Origin of the sequence: Caballeronia udeis, assembly GCF_001544555.2 — a bacterium.
In the GTDB taxonomy this organism is placed as follows: Bacteria; Pseudomonadota; Gammaproteobacteria; order Burkholderiales; family Burkholderiaceae; genus Caballeronia; species Caballeronia udeis.
The window spans coordinates 35,763-54,554 of record NZ_FCOK02000053.1; the positions used below are offsets into that span (position 1 = coordinate 35,763).

The 18,792-nt window shown below is 62.6% G+C and carries 17 protein-coding genes and 1 pseudogene; 17 read left to right on the forward strand and 1 reads right to left on the reverse strand.

Features of this window, described 5'->3' with window-relative positions:
- Positions 1–427: 427 nt before the first annotated feature.
- From AWB69_RS29985 to AWB69_RS30060, 16 genes are read left to right on the forward strand one after another with little or no spacing between them, the layout of a single operon-like run.
- Positions 428–1,144 (forward strand): beta-ketoacyl synthase chain length factor, encoded by a 717-nt coding sequence (locus AWB69_RS29985; RefSeq protein WP_062090453.1) that lies wholly within the window; start codon positions 428–430, stop codon positions 1,142–1,144.
- Complete coding sequence (locus tag AWB69_RS29990) at positions 1,128–1,949, forward strand: lysophospholipid acyltransferase family protein (protein ID WP_062090454.1); 822 nt, start codon at positions 1,128–1,130, stop codon at positions 1,947–1,949. The genes AWB69_RS29985 and AWB69_RS29990 overlap by 17 nt, the downstream gene beginning before the upstream one ends.
- Complete coding sequence (locus tag AWB69_RS29995; protein WP_062090455.1) at positions 1,924–2,229, forward strand: phosphopantetheine-binding protein; 306 nt, start codon at positions 1,924–1,926, stop codon at positions 2,227–2,229. The genes AWB69_RS29990 and AWB69_RS29995 overlap by 26 nt, the downstream gene beginning before the upstream one ends.
- Positions 2,226–2,477, forward strand: a complete 252-nt coding sequence (locus AWB69_RS30000) for an acyl carrier protein (protein WP_031359256.1) — start codon at positions 2,226–2,228, stop codon at positions 2,475–2,477. The genes AWB69_RS29995 and AWB69_RS30000 overlap by 4 nt, the downstream gene beginning before the upstream one ends.
- Positions 2,477–3,151: a COG4648 family protein gene (locus AWB69_RS30005; protein ID WP_062090456.1), complete on the forward strand. Its 675-nt coding sequence runs from the start codon at positions 2,477–2,479 to the stop codon at positions 3,149–3,151. Before AWB69_RS30000 ends, AWB69_RS30005 begins: the two co-directional genes overlap by 1 nt.
- A complete protein-coding gene (locus AWB69_RS30010) occupies positions 3,148–4,836 on the forward strand; it encodes an AMP-binding protein (protein ID WP_062090483.1) in 1,689 nt (562 codons plus the stop codon). The genes AWB69_RS30005 and AWB69_RS30010 overlap by 4 nt, the downstream gene beginning before the upstream one ends.
- Positions 4,833–6,578, forward strand: coding sequence for a glycosyltransferase family 2 protein (locus tag AWB69_RS30015; protein WP_062090457.1), 1,746 nt, complete (start codon positions 4,833–4,835; stop codon positions 6,576–6,578). The genes AWB69_RS30010 and AWB69_RS30015 overlap by 4 nt, the downstream gene beginning before the upstream one ends.
- On the forward strand, positions 6,565–8,172 hold the full coding sequence (locus AWB69_RS30020) for an HAL/PAL/TAL family ammonia-lyase (RefSeq protein WP_062090458.1): 1,608 nt from the start codon (positions 6,565–6,567) through the stop codon (positions 8,170–8,172). The genes AWB69_RS30015 and AWB69_RS30020 overlap by 14 nt, the downstream gene beginning before the upstream one ends.
- Positions 8,165–8,602, forward strand: coding sequence for an acyl-CoA thioesterase (locus AWB69_RS30025; protein WP_062090459.1), 438 nt, complete (start codon positions 8,165–8,167; stop codon positions 8,600–8,602). Before AWB69_RS30020 ends, AWB69_RS30025 begins: the two co-directional genes overlap by 8 nt.
- Positions 8,590–9,237 carry a LolA family protein gene (locus tag AWB69_RS30030; protein WP_062090460.1) on the forward strand — a complete coding sequence of 216 codons (648 nt, stop codon included), beginning with the start codon at positions 8,590–8,592 and terminating at the stop codon, positions 9,235–9,237. Before AWB69_RS30025 ends, AWB69_RS30030 begins: the two co-directional genes overlap by 13 nt.
- The gene (locus tag AWB69_RS30035; protein WP_062090461.1) at positions 9,238–11,646 is read left to right on the forward strand and encodes an MMPL family transporter; all 2,409 of its coding nucleotides are present in this window, start codon (positions 9,238–9,240) and stop codon (positions 11,644–11,646) included.
- Positions 11,643–12,827, forward strand: a complete 1,185-nt coding sequence (locus AWB69_RS30040) for a beta-ketoacyl-[acyl-carrier-protein] synthase family protein (protein ID WP_062090462.1) — start codon at positions 11,643–11,645, stop codon at positions 12,825–12,827. Before AWB69_RS30035 ends, AWB69_RS30040 begins: the two co-directional genes overlap by 4 nt.
- Before the next feature lie 17 nt (positions 12,828–12,844).
- Positions 12,845–13,330 carry a hotdog family protein gene (locus tag AWB69_RS30045; RefSeq protein WP_231937282.1) on the forward strand — a complete coding sequence of 162 codons (486 nt, stop codon included), beginning with the start codon at positions 12,845–12,847 and terminating at the stop codon, positions 13,328–13,330.
- Positions 13,327–14,052: a 3-ketoacyl-ACP reductase FabG2 gene (locus AWB69_RS30050; protein WP_062090464.1), complete on the forward strand. Its 726-nt coding sequence runs from the start codon at positions 13,327–13,329 to the stop codon at positions 14,050–14,052. The genes AWB69_RS30045 and AWB69_RS30050 overlap by 4 nt, the downstream gene beginning before the upstream one ends.
- A complete protein-coding gene (locus AWB69_RS30055) occupies positions 14,052–15,278 on the forward strand; it encodes a beta-ketoacyl-ACP synthase (protein WP_062090465.1) in 1,227 nt (408 codons plus the stop codon). Before AWB69_RS30050 ends, AWB69_RS30055 begins: the two co-directional genes overlap by 1 nt.
- Positions 15,275–16,534: a beta-ketoacyl synthase N-terminal-like domain-containing protein gene (locus tag AWB69_RS30060; protein WP_231937283.1), complete on the forward strand. Its 1,260-nt coding sequence runs from the start codon at positions 15,275–15,277 to the stop codon at positions 16,532–16,534. Before AWB69_RS30055 ends, AWB69_RS30060 begins: the two co-directional genes overlap by 4 nt.
- A gap of 57 nt (positions 16,535–16,591) precedes the next feature.
- Here AWB69_RS30060 and AWB69_RS30065 read toward each other — a convergent pair.
- A pseudogene (locus AWB69_RS30065) lies at positions 16,592–17,335 on the reverse strand (class I SAM-dependent methyltransferase).
- Positions 17,336–17,523: 188 nt separating this feature from the next.
- Here AWB69_RS30065 and AWB69_RS30070 point away from each other — a divergent pair.
- Positions 17,524–18,771 carry an NAD(P)/FAD-dependent oxidoreductase gene (locus AWB69_RS30070; RefSeq protein ID WP_062090467.1) on the forward strand — a complete coding sequence of 416 codons (1,248 nt, stop codon included), beginning with the start codon at positions 17,524–17,526 and terminating at the stop codon, positions 18,769–18,771.
- Positions 18,772–18,792: the final 21 nt, after the last annotated feature.

The window sequence follows — 18,792 nt, forward strand, 5'->3', positions numbered from 1 at the left end:
TAAAAAGGGTGCGACGGCTAGATTTGCATTGTTCACGCTTGAATTTCTATTGGGGCGCTCAATCAATTATGAATTTCCGTCGTATATGTGAGACTTACGCATGCGCGAACCGGTTTTCTGGCTGATTTAACAAGCAATTTTCAGTATGATTCGCCCCTCAACGCGGAGCCCGTCCAAGTACGGATAATTCGTTTAACCGCTTCATGTACCGCTTCACGCTTCATGTACCGCTTCATTTACCCCGTCATGCACGCCCTATGGCATTAAACAATCGGCACAAACTGCCGTTAAGTCCGTATGGGAATCGGTATATCTACCGGTGGTCTCTTGACAGCCGTTTGAACATCTTCTGGCGGGAGCGGGTTTATTCATGGGCTGCAGGCGGATCCTGGTGAGGTACTGGTGCCTTTCAAATCGTAAACATCATATGCACGATCTGCGCTGGACCATACCCGTTGCCCGATGGTCCGCCGTCGCGGCTGCGGCGACCGCCGATATCAGCTTCATCGAGCCGATGGTCCGCCGTCGCCTGAGCAGCCTGTCCCGAAGCGCCCTGAAGGTCGCCCATGACTGCGTGGCTGAGCAAGAGCGCGTGCGGGTGGTGTTCGCCTCGCGGCATGGTGAACTGCGGCGCACGACAGAGATCCTGCGCGCGATCAGCACGGGTGAGCCGGTTTCCCCGACTGCGTTCAGCCTGTCCGTCCTCAATGCAATGACCGGCATATTCGGCATCGCCCGCGGCGATCATTCGCCTGCCAGTGCGATTTCCGCCGGGGCGGAAACGCTTGGGTTTGCCTTGCTCGAAGCGCATGCGCAGTTCGAAACGGACCCGTCGTCCCCGGTGCTGGTGATCTATGCCGACGAGCCGGCCGATGCCGCCTACGGCACGATTGAAGACGAGGTGCAAGGCGGTGCGCTCGCGATCCTGCTGGACGCATGCGGTGCGGGACAGCTTGCATGCACAATGTCGGGTACAGGGAGCCTTTGCGGCGCTCCGGAACCGGCATGTGCACCTCCCGCCATTTCTGACTCTTTCCTTACGCAGAGCGAAGCGGTCCAACGCTGTCTCAATACACGGGCGCCCGCCACGTGGCAAAACGCCGGTACTACCTGGCATTGGAGCTGGCATGAACGCGCGGCTTAACAAAGGCTGGCGGCTGCTTGCCACGGGCATGAGCTTCGTGGTGTTCGGCGTCTGCGGACTGCTGTTCTCGGTGCTGGTGTTTCCGCTCGCGTGGCTGTGGCCGCATCGCGCGTCGCGTCAGCGTGTGGTCACGACCATCATTCACTGGTTCTTCCGGGCGCTGGTCGCCGTTTTGCAGTGGATCGGCGTGATGGAACTGGAAGTCACGGGAGCGGTCGCCTTGCGCGACGCCGGCCCCGTGATTGTGGTTGCCAATCACCCAACCTACCTCGACGTAGTCGTGCTGCTCGCGCTCACACCTTCTGCGTGCTGCGTGGTCAAGAACGCGCACTGGGGTAATCCCTGCTTCTGGGGCATCGTGCGGGCGGCCGAATACGTGAGCAACGTCGACCCGATCGAACTCGTTGAAGCCAGCGCCCGCCAGATTGCTGCGGGTTATACCATGATCATTTTCCCGGAAGGCACGCGTAGTCCCGGGCCGAACCGGTTGCACGCATTCTCGCGGGGTTTTGCGCATATCGCCCTCAAGGCAGGCACGCCGATCCTGCCCGTGCTGATGGATTGCGACCCGCCGGCCTTCACCAAGCAGATGCGGTGGTATCACGTGCCGTCGCGGGCGTTCCGCATTCGCGTGAGCGTGCTTGAGCCAGTCGCGGCCGACCAGCTCACGGCGCATGATGCGTCAACTGATGCATCGCATGAAGCTCCTTCTCCGGCCCTTGCCGCGCGCACTTTGACCAGCGCTATTGAGGCACACATTAACCAGCGGCTGTTCGACTATGGATTCTTTGAAACTGGAAATTAAGCAGCTTCTGATCGATGCACTCGATCTGGAAGACCTGAGCCCTGCTGACATCGACGACGATGCGCCGCTGTTCGACACCGATGGCATCGGGCTCGATTCGATCGATGCACTCGAGATCGGCATCGTGCTGCGCAAGCACTATCAATTGAAGATTGCGGCGAACGACGAACGCACGCGAGAGCACTTCCGTTCAATCAGCACGCTCGCCGCGCTGGTCGCCAGCCAGCAAGGCGGGCTGAGTGCCACGAACGATATCGGGGACAAGGGGAGTAAATCGTGACCGAGACAGAGATCCTTGAGCGCATCCGCGCCATCTTCAAAGAGAACTTCGCGATCGAGCCCGATCGCGTGACGCCGCAAGCGCATCTGTACGAGGACCTCGACCTGGATAGCATCGACGCGGTCGATCTCGCTATCAAGCTGCAGGAAATGACCGGACGGCGCATCAAGCCGGAAGAGTTCAAGTCGGTGCGCACGGTCGGCGATGTGATCGGTGCGGTGGAATCGCTGCTGGCGGAACAGGGGTGATGCAAGCGGAGCATTCACGTTCCGGCGAGCAGGGTGCCGCGGGGCCGGAGGCTGAGGGCCCGGGTTTGCATGCGAGGCCCCTTGGCTGGCTGCGATCGGTTCTGCAAGTTGCGCTGAAGGTCGCTTACCCGTTGATGATCCTGTGTGCCTGGAGATGGGATTCGCCGCGTTACATTGGCGCTGCGCTATTTGCCTTGCTTTGGCTGCAGCGCTGGGCCGGGACGGGTACGTTCGCCAAGTCGCTGCGCCAGCTTAGCGCGACGGACTGGTGCGTCGTGGGTCTTTTAAGCTGCGCATCGGCGGGGATCGTATTGTCCGGCAGTGAGTTGCTGTTGCATCTGTATCCGTCGTTTGTGAACCTCGGACTGCTGGTCGCGTTCAGTGCGACGCTTGTGCGCGGGCCATCCATGATCGAAAAATTCGCGCGCATGGGGAACCCCGGGCTTGGCGCGCATGCGGTGCGGTACACGCGCCGGGTCACGCAAATGTGGTGTGTGTTCTTCATTCTGAACGGTGCGTTTTCCGTCTATACGGCGTTGTTCTGGACGCCTGCTGCATGGTCGCTTTACAACGGCGCGATCGCGTATGGCCTGATCGGCGTGTTGCTGGTTGGAGAGATCGTGTGGCGCTACGTGGCCGTGTTGCCGCGAGCCGCGCGCTCGGAGGCGGCATGATCGCGTTGCATGAAGTGTTGCTGGCAAGGCGCGATGCCCGCACGCCCGTTTGCCGCGACGGTGCCGACGTACTCGATTTCGCCATGTTCCTTGCACGAGTGCGGGCCATCGCCGCGCATTTGGGCAAGCAGCCGGCGCAACGCTATGCGTTGTGCATTGACGATCCGTTCAACTTCGCCTGCGTGCTGTTTGCGTTATTTGCCTGCGGCAAGGAACCGGTCATTCCAGCGCATGCAGCGCCCGGTTATCTGGCCGATCTCTCAAATGCCTACGATGCTGTCCTGAATGATTCCGACATGCCTGCGCTGGACTCACGGCCGGAGCGCGTCAATCCTTCAGCATCCATTGATCCACACGCGCCGCTCACGCTGTACACCTCCGGCAGCAGCGGCGCACCGAAGCCGATCCGCAAGACGCTCGCGCAATTCAATGCCGAAGTTCATACGCTAGAGACGCAGTGGGGCGAGCTTGTCGGCGACGCGGCCGTGCTCGGCAGCGTCCCGCATCATCATATCTACGGGCTGCTGTTTCGCGTTTTCTGGCCACTCGCGGCCGGGCGCGCGTTCGACCGGGCGCTAAGCATTGACCCGCAACATTTGCAGGCGCGGATCGCGCAGTGCGGGCCGGGATCCCCGGTCGTGGTGTCCACGCCGGCGCAACTATCGCGCTGGCCTGAACTCGATGGTTTCGCCAGCCTGAGCCCTGCACCGCACGTGTTTTTTTCATCGGGCGGCCCGCTTGCGGCAGACACGGCAAGCAAATATGCCGCCGCCTTCGGCGGGGCGCCCATCGAGATCTATGGCAGCACGGAGACGGGCGGTATTGCATGGCGCCGGCAGGATCAGACGGATGCATGGCAAGCGTTGAACGGTATCGAGGTCCACCGCGGTGACGACGGCGCGCTCAACCTGCGTTCGCCGCATCTGGGCCATGACGACTGGCATCGTACCGACGACACCATCGCGTTCGACACGGACGGACGCTTTCGTCTGCAAGGCCGGCTCGACCGCGTGATCAAGCTCGATGGCAAGCGCGTGTCGCTGCCCGAACTCGAAGCCCGCCTCGGGCTGCATCCGTATGTAGCACAGGCTGCGGTTGTGTCGCTTGAAGGGATGTCGCGCGAGCGTGTCGGCGCGGTGGTGGCGCTGACCGAAGCCGGCAGTGAAGCATTTCTGGAACGAGGGCGGGTGGTGCTCGCCAAGATGCTGCGCCGTCACCTTGCAGCGTATTTCGATATCGTCGTGCTGCCGCGTTCCTGGCGGTTCCGTTTTGCGCTTCCGTTCGATGCCCGCGGCAAGTTGCCGGCGGCCGCTGTTGCCGGCGCGTTCACTGCCCGTGCGGACGGCGTGGAAGTGCTCTCGGAAGTTCGCAGCGAAACCGCGCTGCACTACGAACTTCGCGTGCCGCCGACGCTCGCGCATTTCGCCGGCCACTTCCCCGGCTTGCCGATCCTGCCGGGTGTTGTACAGGTCGACTGGGCAATGCGACTGGCAGCCGAGCAAGTGCCGGGCGTGCGTGCGCTGGCATCGATCGATCAGTTGAAATTCAAGGCTCCGGTGCCGCCGGGCGCGCTGCTTGATCTCACGCTGACGCATGACGCGTCGCGTCACCGCGTGCAATTTGTGTATCGGCTTGGGCGCCGCGATTGTGCGTCCGGTGTCATTGTTTATCGGGGGACCGCATGAGCCTTGTGTCGTCCAACCGGCCGTGCATCATCATCCCGATCTATAACCACAAGGACGCGATCAGCGCGACCGTCGCGAATCTGAGCGTGCACGGGCTGCCGCTTTTTATCGTCGATGACGGCAGCGACCAGGCCACCCAGGATGTGCTCGCCTCGCTTCGCCAGCAGTACGCGGACACGCTTACGTTGATCCGGTTGCCCCTCAACGCCGGCAAGGGCGCGGCGGTGATGACGGGCCTGCGGGCAGCGCGGAAGGCGGGTTTCACGCATGGCCTGCAGATCGACGCGGACGGACAGCATGATCCTGCCGATCTGCCTCGCTTCATCGAAGCCGCGCGTGCGGAGCCGGGCGCGGTGATTCTCGGTCGCCCCGTCTACGACGAATCCGTACCGAAGGCGCGTTTCTACGGCCGTTATCTGACGCATGTGTGGGTGTGGATCGAAACGCTCTCGTTCACGATCCGCGATTCGATGTGCGGTTTTCGCCTGTATCCGCTTGACGCCGTGTGCACGCTGATCGACGAGGTCCGGTTGCCGACGCGCATGGATTTCGACATCGAGATAGTGGTGCGGCTGTACTGGCGCCGCATAGCGTTCCGTTCGATCCCGACGCGCGTTACCTATGCAAGCGATGGCGTTTCGCACTTCGACGTGCTGTGGGACAACGTGCGCATCAGCCGTACTCATACGCGGCTTGTCGCGGGCATGCTGATGCGGCTGCCAATGCTGCTTGCACACAAGTTGATGCCGCGCGCGTCGGCCGCATCATCGAATGAAAACGAGCAGCACTGGTGGCATATCGCAGAACGCGGCAGCCATCTCGGCATGTCCTTGCTCGCGCTCAGCTGTCGTCTCTTCGGCACGCGCTTCACTGCGTTGTGGCTGCATCCGATCGTCGCGTATTTCCTGCTGACGGGGAGCCGCGCTCGCGCTGCGTCACGCAGCTACTTCATGCATCTTCAGCAAACCGCGCCGCAGGATGGAACGCCCCAGCCCGGATGGTGGTCCGCGTATAAGCACATGCTGGCCTTCGCGCGATCCGGCTTCGATAAACTCGCTGCATGGTCGGGTCGCGTCAGCCTGGACGACGTGAAGTTCGAGGACCCGGCCGCGTTCGAAGCGTTGAGCGCGAGCGGCCGTGGCGCACTTGTGATCGGCGCGCATCTCGGCAACCTCGAGATGACCCGGGCGCTTGCCACGCGCGGCGCGCGTGCGAAGATCACCGCGGTTGTCTACACGGAACAGGCACGCCGTTTCAACAGCGTGCTGGCATCGGCGAATAGCGATTTCGCGCAACGTCTTGTCGAAGTGAGCGACTTCGGCCCCGAGACGGCGATGATGATGCAGGATCGGGTGGAGGCAGGCGAGTTGCTGGTGATCGTCGGCGACCGCGTGCCCGCGCGTGATGCCGGCCGCACGACCGAGGCGCAGTTTCTTGGTTCGACAGCGGCGTTTGCGCAGGGCCCTTATGTGCTCGCCCATGCGCTCGGTTGCCCCGTGTACCTGTTTTTCTGCCTCAAGGAAGAGCAGGGATACAGGCTCTACTTCGAGCCGTTCGCGGAGCGCATCGAGTTGCCGCGCGGGGAACGTGCGCAGCAACTCGCCGCGTGGGCACAGCGTTATGCGTCGCGTCTCGAACACTATTGCCGCAAGGCGCCTTATCAATGGTTCAATTTCTTCGATTTCTGGGCGCGTCCCAATGGCAATGCTAATGACACCAGAGGCGCGAATGGCCGAACATGATCCGGGCGGCAGGATGGGCGACATGGACGGGTTGGCGCGCACCGCCGCAGAAGCCATCGTCATCGGCGGCAGGCGGCTGACGATTGAAGAAGTCGTATCGATCGCCAATGGGAGAACGCCTGTCGCGCTGAGTGCCGACCCGGCCTGGCGCGCACGCATTGAACGCGGCGCCGATTTCCTGCGCCGCCATCTTCTGCAGGGCGCAACCGTCTATGGCGTCAACACCGGTTACGGCGACTCATGCGTGGTCGATGTACCCATGGAACTGGTCGAAGTCCTGCCCCTGCAATTGCTGCGTTATCACGGCTGCGGCATGGGCCAGCATCTCGACGACGCGCAGACGCTTGCCGTCATCGCCGCGCGGCTCAATTCCCTGGCGTACGGGTTCTCGGGCGTACGCCACGTGCTGCTTGAACGGCTTGCCGACCTGATCAATCATCGCGTGCTGCCGCGGATTCCATCGGAGGGATCGGTGGGGGCGAGCGGTGACCTGACGCCTTTGTCCTACGTGGCGGCCGCGCTGGTTGGCGAGCGCGACGTGCGGTTTCGCGACGAGTTATGCGATGCCCGCAGCGTCTGGGCCAGGCTTGGTCACACACCGCTCACGCTAGCACCTAAAGAAGGGCTTGCGTTGATGAACGGCACCGCGGTCATGACGGGCCTGGCGTGCCTCGCGTTCGCCCGGGCCGCTCACCTGACACGGCTTGCCACACGCCTGACCGCGTTGTCCACCGTCGCGCTCGACGGCCGCGCCGCGCACTTCGACCCCATGCTGTTCGAAGTCAAACCACATGCAGGGCAGGCCGAAGCCGCGGCATGGATACGCGAGGATCTCGCCGGCCGCGAGGACACGCCGGGGCATCGCCTGCAGGATCGCTATTCCATCCGCTGTGCGCCACACGTGATCGGCGTTGCGCGCGATGCGCTGTCATGGGTGCGTCGCGATGTCGAGAACGAGTTGAACAGCGCCAACGACAATCCGCTGATCGATCCCGATGCTGAACGCGTGCTGCATGGCGGCAACTTCTACGGCGGCCATATTGCCTTCGCGATGGACGCGCTGAAAGTGGCGGTCGCGAATCTTGCCGATTTGATGGACCGCCAACTGGCGCTGCTCGTCGACGATAAATTCAACAACGGCCTGCCGCGCAGCTTGTCGGGTGCAGCGCCTGAGCGGGCATCGATCAATCATGGCTTCAAGGCGGTGCAGATATCGTCGTCGGCATGGACGGCGGAAGCGCTCAAGCTGACCATGCCCGCCAGCGTGTTCTCGCGCTCAACCGAAGCACATAACCAGGACAAGGTAAGCATGGGCACGATTGCCGCGCGTGATTGCCTGCGTATCCTGGAGCTGACCGAGCAAGTCGCCGCAGCCCATACGCTTGCTGCCGTGCAGGCTGCGCGCTTGCGTCTGCGTTTAAACAATACGACACCCATCCCCCCGCCGTTGCACGCGTTCATGGAGAGCGTGACAGCTGGGTCCCCTTTCGTCGATGAAGACCGCGCGCTCGAAAGCGACCTGCGCGCGTTGACTGCACGGATCGCTGCGTGTGACCTGGTCGAGGGTTATGGTGGAAAGGATCAGCATGAGTGAAGCTGCGGCCCCCAGGGTCCTGACGGCGAGCGCGGCAGTTGAAGTACCGTTCCACGACGTCGACGCCATGAACGTCTGCTGGCATGGCCACTACTTGAAGTACTTCGAGATCGGCCGGGCGGCGTTGCTGCGTTTGTTCGACTACGACTATCGCGAGATGCAGGCGTCGGGTTATCTCTGGCCCATCGTCGAAGTGCATCTCAAGTACGTGCGCCCGGCGACCTACGGGCAGCAGATCGAGGTGCGCGCGCAATTGCTGGAATATGAAAACCGATTGAAGATTGGCTACGAGATAGTCGATGCCGCTTCAGGCGGGCGGCTGACGAAGGGCTATACGATTCAGGTTGCCATCCATGCCGCGACGCAGGAACTGCAGTTCGTGTCGCCGCCCGTGATGATCGAGAAACTGGAGCGCGCATGGGCACGTTGACTTGGCGCAATGCGATTGCCATTTTGTTCATCGCGTTCTCCGTGCCGGTGTTTGCGGCGCAGCCTGCATCGGCGAGCAATACGGGTCTGGTTTCGCAGATAGCAGGACATCTTGCACGGGCCAAGGGCGTTCGCGCGCAGTTCACGCAAACCCAAACGCTGTCCGCGATGAAACAGCCGCTGGTCAGCACGGGTTCACTCGTTTTTTTCCGCGAACGAGGCGTGATCTGGCAGATCGATACTCCGTACAAAGCAACCTATGTCATCACCGATACCGGCGTGAGCGAAGTCAACGCAAACGGCCAGCGGACGAGTTCGAATAGCGGCAATGGCGTGCGCGGCGTCGCACAGGTTTCCCGGATGATGCGCGCGATGCTGGGTGGCGATCTCTCGGCGCTCTACGCACAATTCGACGTGCACGCGGACGGCACACCGGCGCAATGGCGTATGCAGCTGACCCCGAATCAACCGCAACTCGCCCAATCGATCAAAGGCCTTGAGATGAGCGGCGCAGACTACTTGCAGGCGCTGCGCATTACGCTCGCCAATGGCGACGTCACGCGCATCGACTTTGCGAACAGCACGGCGATGACTGAGTTGCCGCCGGCCGATCGCGCGCTGTTCGGAGCGCCGTAAATGCGGGTTCCGCAATCACAGGCCGCAAAACCGGCGTGGGGCATGCGCGCCGGGTGGTTGCTGCTCGCGCTCGTCGCAACGCTTTATTGCGTGTGGCGATTTGCGGGGCCGTCGCCGCTGCAGACGAACCTGCTTGCGCTGTTACCCGCAACGGAAGCGGATCCGGTCGCTGAAAAAGCCGTCGATACCCTCGCGACCGCGCTGGGTGATCGGACGGTTTTCCTTGTGACGAGCCATGACGCAGCGCACGCCAAAGACGCGGCGCAAGAACTTGGCGCGACGTTGTCGGCAAGCAAAGCGTTCGGCTCGGTGACCGCGGAGCTGCCGCCATTCGATTTGTCGAAGATTGCCGGGTTGTACATGCCGTATCGATTCGGTCTGCTTGCACCCGCCGATCGCACCGCGCTCGCAGACGGCACGGTCTCCTTGCACGACACGCTCGCGCGACGCCTCTATAGCCCGCTGCGCAGCGGCCTCGCGACCCAGCTTGCGGACGATCCGTTCGGCTGGCTCGAACACTGGCTTGCGGGCTTGCCGCTGGCGACCTCGAACCTGGAGGTTGAAGACGGTTTGCTGGTGGCGCATCAAGGCAATGCAACCAGCGTTCTGGTCATGGCGACGTTGCCGGGTTCGGCATATGAATCGAAGGTCCAGCATGCGGTCCACGAAGCCGTGGCGCACAGCGAAGCTACCCTCAGGCAGAGTTTTCCCGATGTGACCCTGGCCCGCACCGGCGCTGTTTTCTACGCGGAAGCGGCGCGCGCCGCCTCGGAGCGGGAAGTGCATCTGATTGGTGTCGCGTCGCTCTGCGGGATTGCGTTGCTGATGTTGTGGGTGTTCCGTTCGCCGCGGCTGATCCTGCTCGGTTTCGTTTCGACCGCGCTCGGCATTGTCTGCGCGCTCGCCGCCACCATGCTGATATTCGGCAAGCTGCATCTGCTGACGCTCGTATTCGGCGCGAGCCTGATCGGCGAGGCAGTCGACTATTCGATTCAGTATTTTGTTGTCTACCTCGGTGCCGGGCGCGACTGGGATGCACAGCGTGGCGTGCGCGCCGTGCGGCCCGCGCTGACGGTCGCGCTCGCCACAAGCCTGTTGGGGTACGCCATTCTCACGTGGGTGCCCTTTCCCGCGCTCAAGCAGATCGCTTGTTTTGCGATCGTGGGTATCTGCACAGCGTTTGCGTCAGTGCTGTGGCTATTGCCCGCGTTGCTGGTCCGTGCGCCCAAGCGCCGTCCGCAGCGCGTATTCGCCGGGGCGGCCCGTCTGCTTGGTGCATGGCGTGCAGTGATCGGCGGACGACGGGCGTGGGGCGTGGCGGCTCTTCTGCTGATTGTTGCCGTGCCGGGCTGGCTGCGGCTCACGAGTGACGACGACATCCATCTGCTGATCCAGCGCGACCCCGTGCTCATGGCGCAGGAGCAAAAGGTCCGCGACGCGGTCGGCTTCGACAACAGCACGCAGTTCTTCGTCGTGCGCGGCGAGACGCCGGAGGTAGTGCTGGAGCGCGCCGAAGCGCTGGACGCGAAGCTCGACGGTTTGACGGGCGCTGCGAAGCTGAGCAGCTGGCAGTCGATAACGTCGTTCGTCCCGTCTGCGAAGCGGCAAAACGAGGACCATACCCTGCTCGGTCAACGTGTATTCAATGATCCGTCCGCGTTACGCGCGACACTTCTTCAAGCCGGTTTCCGCGATGAAGTCGCTGACGCGTGGCTCGCGGCCTATGCGAAGTCGGACCGTGCGGTACTGAGCGTCGATAGCTGGCTTGCGGCGCCGTGGTCGCAGCCGTTCCGTCATCTGTGGCTCGGAAGAGTTGACGCGGCATCAGCGTCAGGCGGTTATGCCGCCGTCGTGATCCCGCAAGGCGTGACGCCGGCGAACGAGCCTGTGCTGATCTCCACGGCACACGCATTGCCAGGCGTAAGCTTTGTCGATAAAGCCGCGAGCGTGTCGACGCTGTTCGGCGCTTATCGTGTCGACAGCGGCATCTGGCTGGCGGGCGCGCTGCTAAGCGTGCTCCTGCTGATGATGGCGCGCTACCGGCCGCTAGGCGGCATTGTCGTCACGCTGCCGGTGTTGCTGGCGGTGGGCGTGACGCTCGCTGTGTTTGGCTATGCAGGCGTGCCGTTGAATCTGTTCAACTGGCTGGCATTGATGCTCGTGCTGGGTGTGGGCGCAAACTATGCCGTATTCCTGCGCGAGGGCACCGCGCGTGCGGACGCCGATCTCGGCGCGGTATGGACGGGCGTGCTGCTGTCGGCGGCAACGACTCTGCTTTCCTTCGGCCTGCTCGCCATGAGCGCGATGCCCGCGCTGAGGAGTTTCGGCGCGACGCTTGGGACTGGCATCGCGGTGTCGGTGCTGCTTGCGCCGATCGGCATGCCATCGGAACGAAGGAGGGCCGCATGAACGGGCCACGGGTTTATCTGCATGCGCTGGGACTGATCAATGCGCTCGGCGATAGTTTGGACTCGATCGTGCCGGCGCTTGCAGCCGGTATTTCCCCCGGCATGGGGACGATCCATACCGGCATCGGCGATACATTTACCGGCAGTGTTACCGTGCCGCTCGATCTCGCGCCTCCGGACTCGTTGGCGCGTTACGACTGCCGCAATAACCGGCTGCTGCTCGCTGCGCTTGCGCAGATTGCGCCGGCGGTAGAGGCCGCGCGCGAACGTTACGGTGCCCATAGGGTTGGCGTGGTGCTTGGCACAAGTACATCGGGCATTGAAGCGGCCGAGGCCGCATTCGTGTATCAGGCGCAGGCAGGCAAGTTGCCGGTGAACTTCGACTACCGGCAAGTCGAAATTGGTACGGTGGCGCCGTTCGCCGCCGCAGCGCTTAACCTCCACGGCCCGGCATTCACGATCTCGACCGCGTGCACCTCAAGCGCCAAGGCGTTCGTCTCCGCGCGCCGGTTACTCCAGTTGCACCTGTGCGATGCGGTCGTGGTCGGCGGTGTGGATTCACTATGTGAATTGACCGTGCAGGGCTTCGCGTCGCTCGAATCGACCAGTGCGGTCCGCTCTAATCCGATGAGCCGCAATCGCTGCGGGATCAACGTGGGCGAGGGCGCGGCCGTGTTCCTGATGAGCCGCGACGAAGGCCCGGTGGTTCTTGCGGGCATCGGCGAATCAAGCGATGCGCATCACATTTCCGCACCCGATCCACAAGGTACGGGCGGTGAAATTGCATTGCGCGCCGCCCTGGCGGACGCCGGTCTTGCGCCGGCTGATATTGCTTATGTGAACCTTCATGCAACGGCGACGCGCAAGAACGACGACATGGAAGCGCACCTGATGGCGCGGGTGTTCAAGCGCGGCGTCGCGGCCAGCGGCACCAAGCCGCTGACCGGGCATCAACTTGGCGCAGCGGGCGCGACCGAGCTCGGCTTCGCGTGGCTCACACTGGCACGCGACGGTGTCGCTCTACCGCGTCATCTGTGGGACGGCGAGGCCGACCCGGCGCTGCCGCGGCTTGATCTGGTCGAAAGCGAGCGTTATCTGCCGCGCATGGCGGGCGCGCAGTATGTGATGAGCAATTCGTTTGCGTTCGGCGGCAGCAACGTCAGCCTGATCCTCGGCCGGTGATGACGGTGACGACCCCTATGAATAACGACAGCTTTGGCTCCATTGAAACAATCTTGCCGCACCGGGGCACGATGCTGTTGCTCGACGGCGTCAGCGCCTGCACGGACGAAACCCTGAGCGCTTATGCCAGCGTGCGAGCGGATGCCTGGTATGCCGTTGCCGACGGTGCAATGCCGGCGTGGATAGGCATCGAACTGATGGCGCAGGCAATTGCCGCGCACGTCGCCTTGCTCGCCATGCGCGCAGGCGGTCGGGCACGTCCCGGCGTGCTGCTCGGATCACGCCGGTATGAGGCGCATATGCCGGTGTTTGCATGCGGTGCCCGGTTGCGCATCGAAGTGAAGGAACTGCTACGCGGTGAAGAAGGCCACGGCGCGTACGAATGCTCGATCCATCACGACCCGCATCGGGATCACGGCAACGTGTGCTGCGCCGAGGCGGTCATCAAGGTGTATCAACCGGCTGATTTTCAGTCGTTCATCCAGGGGAGTGTCGGATCATGAGCCGGCGTGTTCTTGTAACGGGCGCAAGCCGTGGCATTGGCCGCGCGATAGCGTATCAACTTGCGGCAGACGGTTTTACGGTCTCCGTGCATTGCCGCAGCGGCCGCACTGAAGCTGACGCTGTTGCGACCGGCATTGCCGCGCAAGGCGGCACGGCACGGGTGCTGCAATTCGATGTGCGCGACCGTGCCGCATGCCGCGAAGTGCTCGAAGCCGATGTGGCGAGCCATGGCGCGTATTACGGCATCGTCTGCTGCGCGGGTGTGACGCGTGACGCGGCGTTCCCGGCGCTGACCGAAGAAGACTGGGACATCGTGATCGAAACCGGTCTCGACTCTTTTTATAACGTCGTGCATCCGCTGACCATGCCGCTCGTTCGTGCAAAGCAGGGCGGGCGCATCGTGACGATCGCCTCGGTCTCGGGCGTGATGGGCAATCGCGGTCAGGTGAACTACAGCGCGGCGAAGGCCGGGCTTATCGGCGCTACGAAGGCGCTCGCTGTCGAACTGGCGACGCGCAACATCACCGTGAATTGCGTGGCGCCAGGGCTGATCGACACCGGCATGCTTGAAAATGTACCGCTCGAACAGGCATTGAAGACGGTGCCGATGAACCGTGTCGGGCAACCGGCCGAGGTTGCGTCCGTGGTGAGTTTTCTCATGTCGGATGCGGCCTCGTACATCACGCGGCAGGTGATCGGCGTCAATGGCGGGATGATCTGATGAAGCGCGTAGTCATTACCGGCATGGGTGGCGTCACGGCGTTCGGCAACGCCTGGGACGAGATCGAGGCAAACTTGAGGAGCGGCCGCAACGCCGTGCGCCGTATGCCCGAGTGGGATTACTTCGAGCTGTTGCATACACGGCTCGCTTGCCCCTTGCCCGCCTTCACCCCGCCCGCTTATTACCCGCGCAAGAAAACCCGTTCGATGGGACCCGTGTCCCTGTATTCCGTGCGCGCGAGCGAACTGGCGCTGGCCGATGCAGGTCTCGCCGACGACCTCACGATCAAGGACGGCCGCATGGGCGTGGCCTACGGATCGTCCTCCGGATCGGTCCAGCCAATTCGCGCATTCGGCAAGATGATCGAAACCGGTTCAATGAGCGACGTGACGTCGAACAGCTATGTGCAGATGATGCCGCATACCACGGCGGTCAACGTGAGCCTGTTCTGGGACCTGAAGGGCCGCATTGTGCCGACATCGTGCGCGTGTGCTTCGGGCAGCCAGGCGATTGGTTACGCCTACGAGATGATCGCGGCCGGCAAGCAGACGCTGATGCTCGCGGGCGGCGCGGAAGAATTGTCCGGGCCCGCCGTCGCCGTGTTCGACACGCTCTACGCCACCAGCACGCGCAACGACGAGCCTCATCTGACGCCGCGTCCCTTCGATGTCGCCCGCGACGGCCTCGTGGTCGGTGAAGGTGCAGCGACCCTGGTGCTCGAAGAGTATGAACACGCGCTCGCACGCGGGGCGCGCATTCATGCGGAGGTGATTGGCTTTGGCTGTAACTCGGACGGGGCGCACATGACGCAGCCATCGGCCGGCACCATGGCCTTCGCGATGCAGCTCGCGCTGCGCGACGCGCAACTTCCGGCCGAAGCCATTGCTTACGTCAACGCGCATGGCACGTCGACGGATCGCGGCGATGTAGCCGAAAGCCACGCGACCGCGCAAACCTTCGGCGCGCGTTTGCCGATCAGCTCGCTGAAGAGTTACGTCGGCCACACGCTGGGTGCGTGCGGGGCGCTGGAGGCGTGGTGGACCATCGAGATGATGAAACGGAACTGGTATGCACCGACGCTCAACCTGACGCAGGTCGATCCGGCTTGCGCGCCGCTCGACTACATCGTGGATAGCGGCCGTACCATCGATGCCGAATATGTCATGAGCAACAACTTCGCGTTCGGTGGCATCAATACGTCGCTGATTTTCAGGCGCCTGCCATGAGTGCGGTAATGCCTGCATCCACGCCTGCGCCTCGTGGCTTGTCACGCGTGGTCGTGACGGGCATGGGCATTGTGTCGTGCCTGGGTAACACGCTGGATGAAGTCTCCGCTGCCTTGCGCCACGGCCGAAGTGGAATTACGCGCGTCGATGCATGGCGTGAACTCGGCCTGGCTAGCCAGGTGGCGGGCGTGGCGTCGATCGCGGACGAGCCGCCGTTCGATCGCAAGCTCGAGCGTTTCATGGGCGACACGGCGCGTTTTGCATGCCATGCGGCGCGTAAAGCAATACACGATGCCAATCTCGCCCCCTCTCTGTTGCGTTCACCGCGTGCCGGCGCGGTGATCGGCTCGGGCACCGGCGCGCTCTCCGCCTATGACACGGCGATTGCAATTGCTCATGCGCGCGGTATCGAGAAAGTGCCGCCGTATGCGGTCCCGCAAGTGATGGGCAGCACCACGTCGGCGAACGTGGCGCAGGTGTTCGGGCTGGAGGGCATGACCTATTCGCCGTCGTCGGCCTGCACCACATCGGCTCTCGCGATCGGACAGGCGATGCAACTGATCCAGACCGGCCGCCAGCAGATCGTACTCGCGGGCGGCAGCGAAGGTTTGCACGACAACACGACCCTGTTGTTCGACGCAATGGGGGCATTGTCGAGGCGTTTTAACGACGTCCCGGAACGCGCCTCGCGTCCCTATGACAGCACGCGCGATGGTTTCGTGATTGCGTCGGGCGGGGGCGTGCTGGTGCTTGAGTCGCTGGACCATGCGTTGTCACGGGGCGCACGCATTCACGCTGAACTGACGGGCTTTGGTCATTGCACGGACGGTGCGGGCATGGTGAGCCCGCATGCATCGGGCATCGCACGCGCCATGCGTGGCGCACTCGACGAAGCAGGCACACGTCCGTCCTATATCAACACGCACGCACCTTCCACGCGCCTCGGTGACATTGAAGAGCTGCATGCGTTGTGTGATGTATTTGGCGAGGACGTCCCGCTGTTTTCATCGACGAAGGGATTGTCCGGTCATCCGCTTGGAGCATGCGGCGTGCATGAGGCGATCTACGCCTTGCTGATGATGCGTGATGGGTTTGTCGCCGGGACAGGGCCGATAGAAACACCCGATCCGCGCTTGAACGGCATGCCGCTCGTGCGCGCATCGCGGACCTTGAAGATAGATACAGCAATGTCGATTTCTTTCGGCTTCGGCGGCAGTTGCGCCAGCCTGGTCTTCGACGCGTGGAAGGGTGTTTGAAAAGCGGCGTGCGTGGGGATGGTGTTCTGCTCAAGCAAAACTGCGATAAAGGCCGATTCAAACGGCCTTGACCGCAGCCACATTGACCAGCGTTTCACGACGCTTGCCCGGTAGCGGCCGATGCAGGCCAAGCCGTTCGAGGAGCCCGAAGTCCGCGGCACGGCTCCACCACAGGTAGGGCATGGAAACGTTTTGTGAACCGAATGTGAAGCCGGCGTTGCGGATCATATCGAGCTAAGCGCCGGCGCTTTTCTGCACGTGCATGGGATGGCGAAACAGCAAGCGGATCACCCAGGACTTGATATACGCATCGGTGGATTCAGCGAACAGCAACACCCCACCGGGTTTCAGAACCCGGCGAAATTCACCCAGGGAGCGGCCTTGATCCACGAGATGACGAAAGGTCTGATGGCAGAACACAATGTCGGCGCTCGCATCGGGCAAGGGCAGGCACGCGCAGTCACCTTGAAGCAACTCGATCTCGCTTTCGCTTGCCCAGCCGTCGTCCTTCGAGCAAGCCTGCGCAACATCCCGGGCTGCCAGGAGCGAAGGCTCATGGAAATCGACTCCGATAATGCGGCCGGGCCTGAACGCGTTACCAAGCAGCCGGAACGCCTGGCCTTGCCCGCAGCCCACATCAACAATCACAGGTGCCGCGGGCAAGGTTGTATCGACCAGGCGCTTGAGATCGTCGATCGCTACCCGCAGCACGTGATGCTCCCACGTTGCAGTACGCAGGAACCAGAGCCCGAAGGCCGTCTCCGGCACGAAGGAAACGCTGGATATTTCGGATGACGACACGAGTCTCTCTCCGGCAACAGGGAATGCGAAAGCATGCGAACAGGGCGCACGCCATTGTAATGCCAAGCATGGAATGCATAGAAGCAAGAGCGGGAAAGATGAGCGATGCAGATGGGCCACTTGAATGATCGACGCAATGTGCGCCGCACGAAACTCCACAGATAGCCCCCGGGCCAAGCGAGGCACCTTTGAACACTGATTCTTCGAAGCTGGACACGACTGTCGATGTAGCCATTATTGGCGCCGGCCCCTCGGGTGCGGTCGCGGCCGCGCTGCTGAGAAAGGCGGGCCGTTCGGTGCTCGTGCTCGAGCGCCAGCACTTTCCGCGCTTTTCGGTCGGCGAGAGTCTGCTGCCGCAAAGCATGGCGTACCTGGAAGAAGCCGGCATGCTGCAGGCGGTCGTCGAGGCCGGGTTCCAGTACAAGAACGGCGCGCATTTTATTTATCGCGACCAGTCGTCGTCCTTCGATTTCCGCGATAAACATTCGCCGGGATGGGGCACGACCTACCAGGTCGAACGCGCGGTATTCGACGACCTGCTGATCCAATGCGCTGCAAAGCAGGGCGCTGAAGTGCGTTTCGGCCACACCGTACAGGCGATGCAAACCGGCACCGCCCCCGTGCTGGACGTGATCGATGAAGCGGGCGTTGCCTACCACGTGCACGCGCGTTTTGTACTCGATGCAAGCGGCTTCGGCCGTGTATTGCCGCGTCTCCTGAATCTTGAAGCGCCTACGCGGATGCCTGCGCGTGCGGCCATCTTTACGCATGTGCGCGATGGCATTCCGGCTGGCGCCACGGACCGGAACAAGATCTGTGTCGCGACGCATCCAGAGCATCGCAATGTCTGGTTCTGGATGATTCCGCTGGCAGGCGGACGTTCGTCGGTCGGGTGCGTAGCCGAAGCGAGTTTCCTGGAGGTTCCCGAGAACGAACGCGATGCAAAGCTGCGCGGGCTGATCCAGCAGGAGCCAACGCTCAACAGGCTCATCGGGGATGCGCCGTTCCTGATGCCGGTGCGGCATATCGGCGGATATTCGGCGAACGTCGAGCGGCTCCATGGTCCGGGTTACGCGCTGCTCGGTAACGCCGGGGAGTTCCTCGATCCGGTGTTTTCGTCGGGCGTCACGATCGCGCTGCGCTCCGCGCATCTGGCGGTACAAACGCTTGAGCGGCATTTCAACGGCGAGGTGCCCGACTGGCAAGCGGCTTACGATGTGCCACTAAGAAAGGGCATTGATACGTTCCGTGCTTTCGTCGAACGCTGGTACACGGGCGAGTTGCAGGACATCATCTTTTATCCGCATAAGACACCGCATATCCAGCGTTTTATCAGCGCGGTGCTGGCGGGCTACGCGTGGGATGAATCAAATCCGTACGTGGCCGATCCGGTGCGCAGGCTCAATGCGCTGCATGAGATTTGCAAGGGTTCCTGATCCGGCACAGGTTGCTTTAAA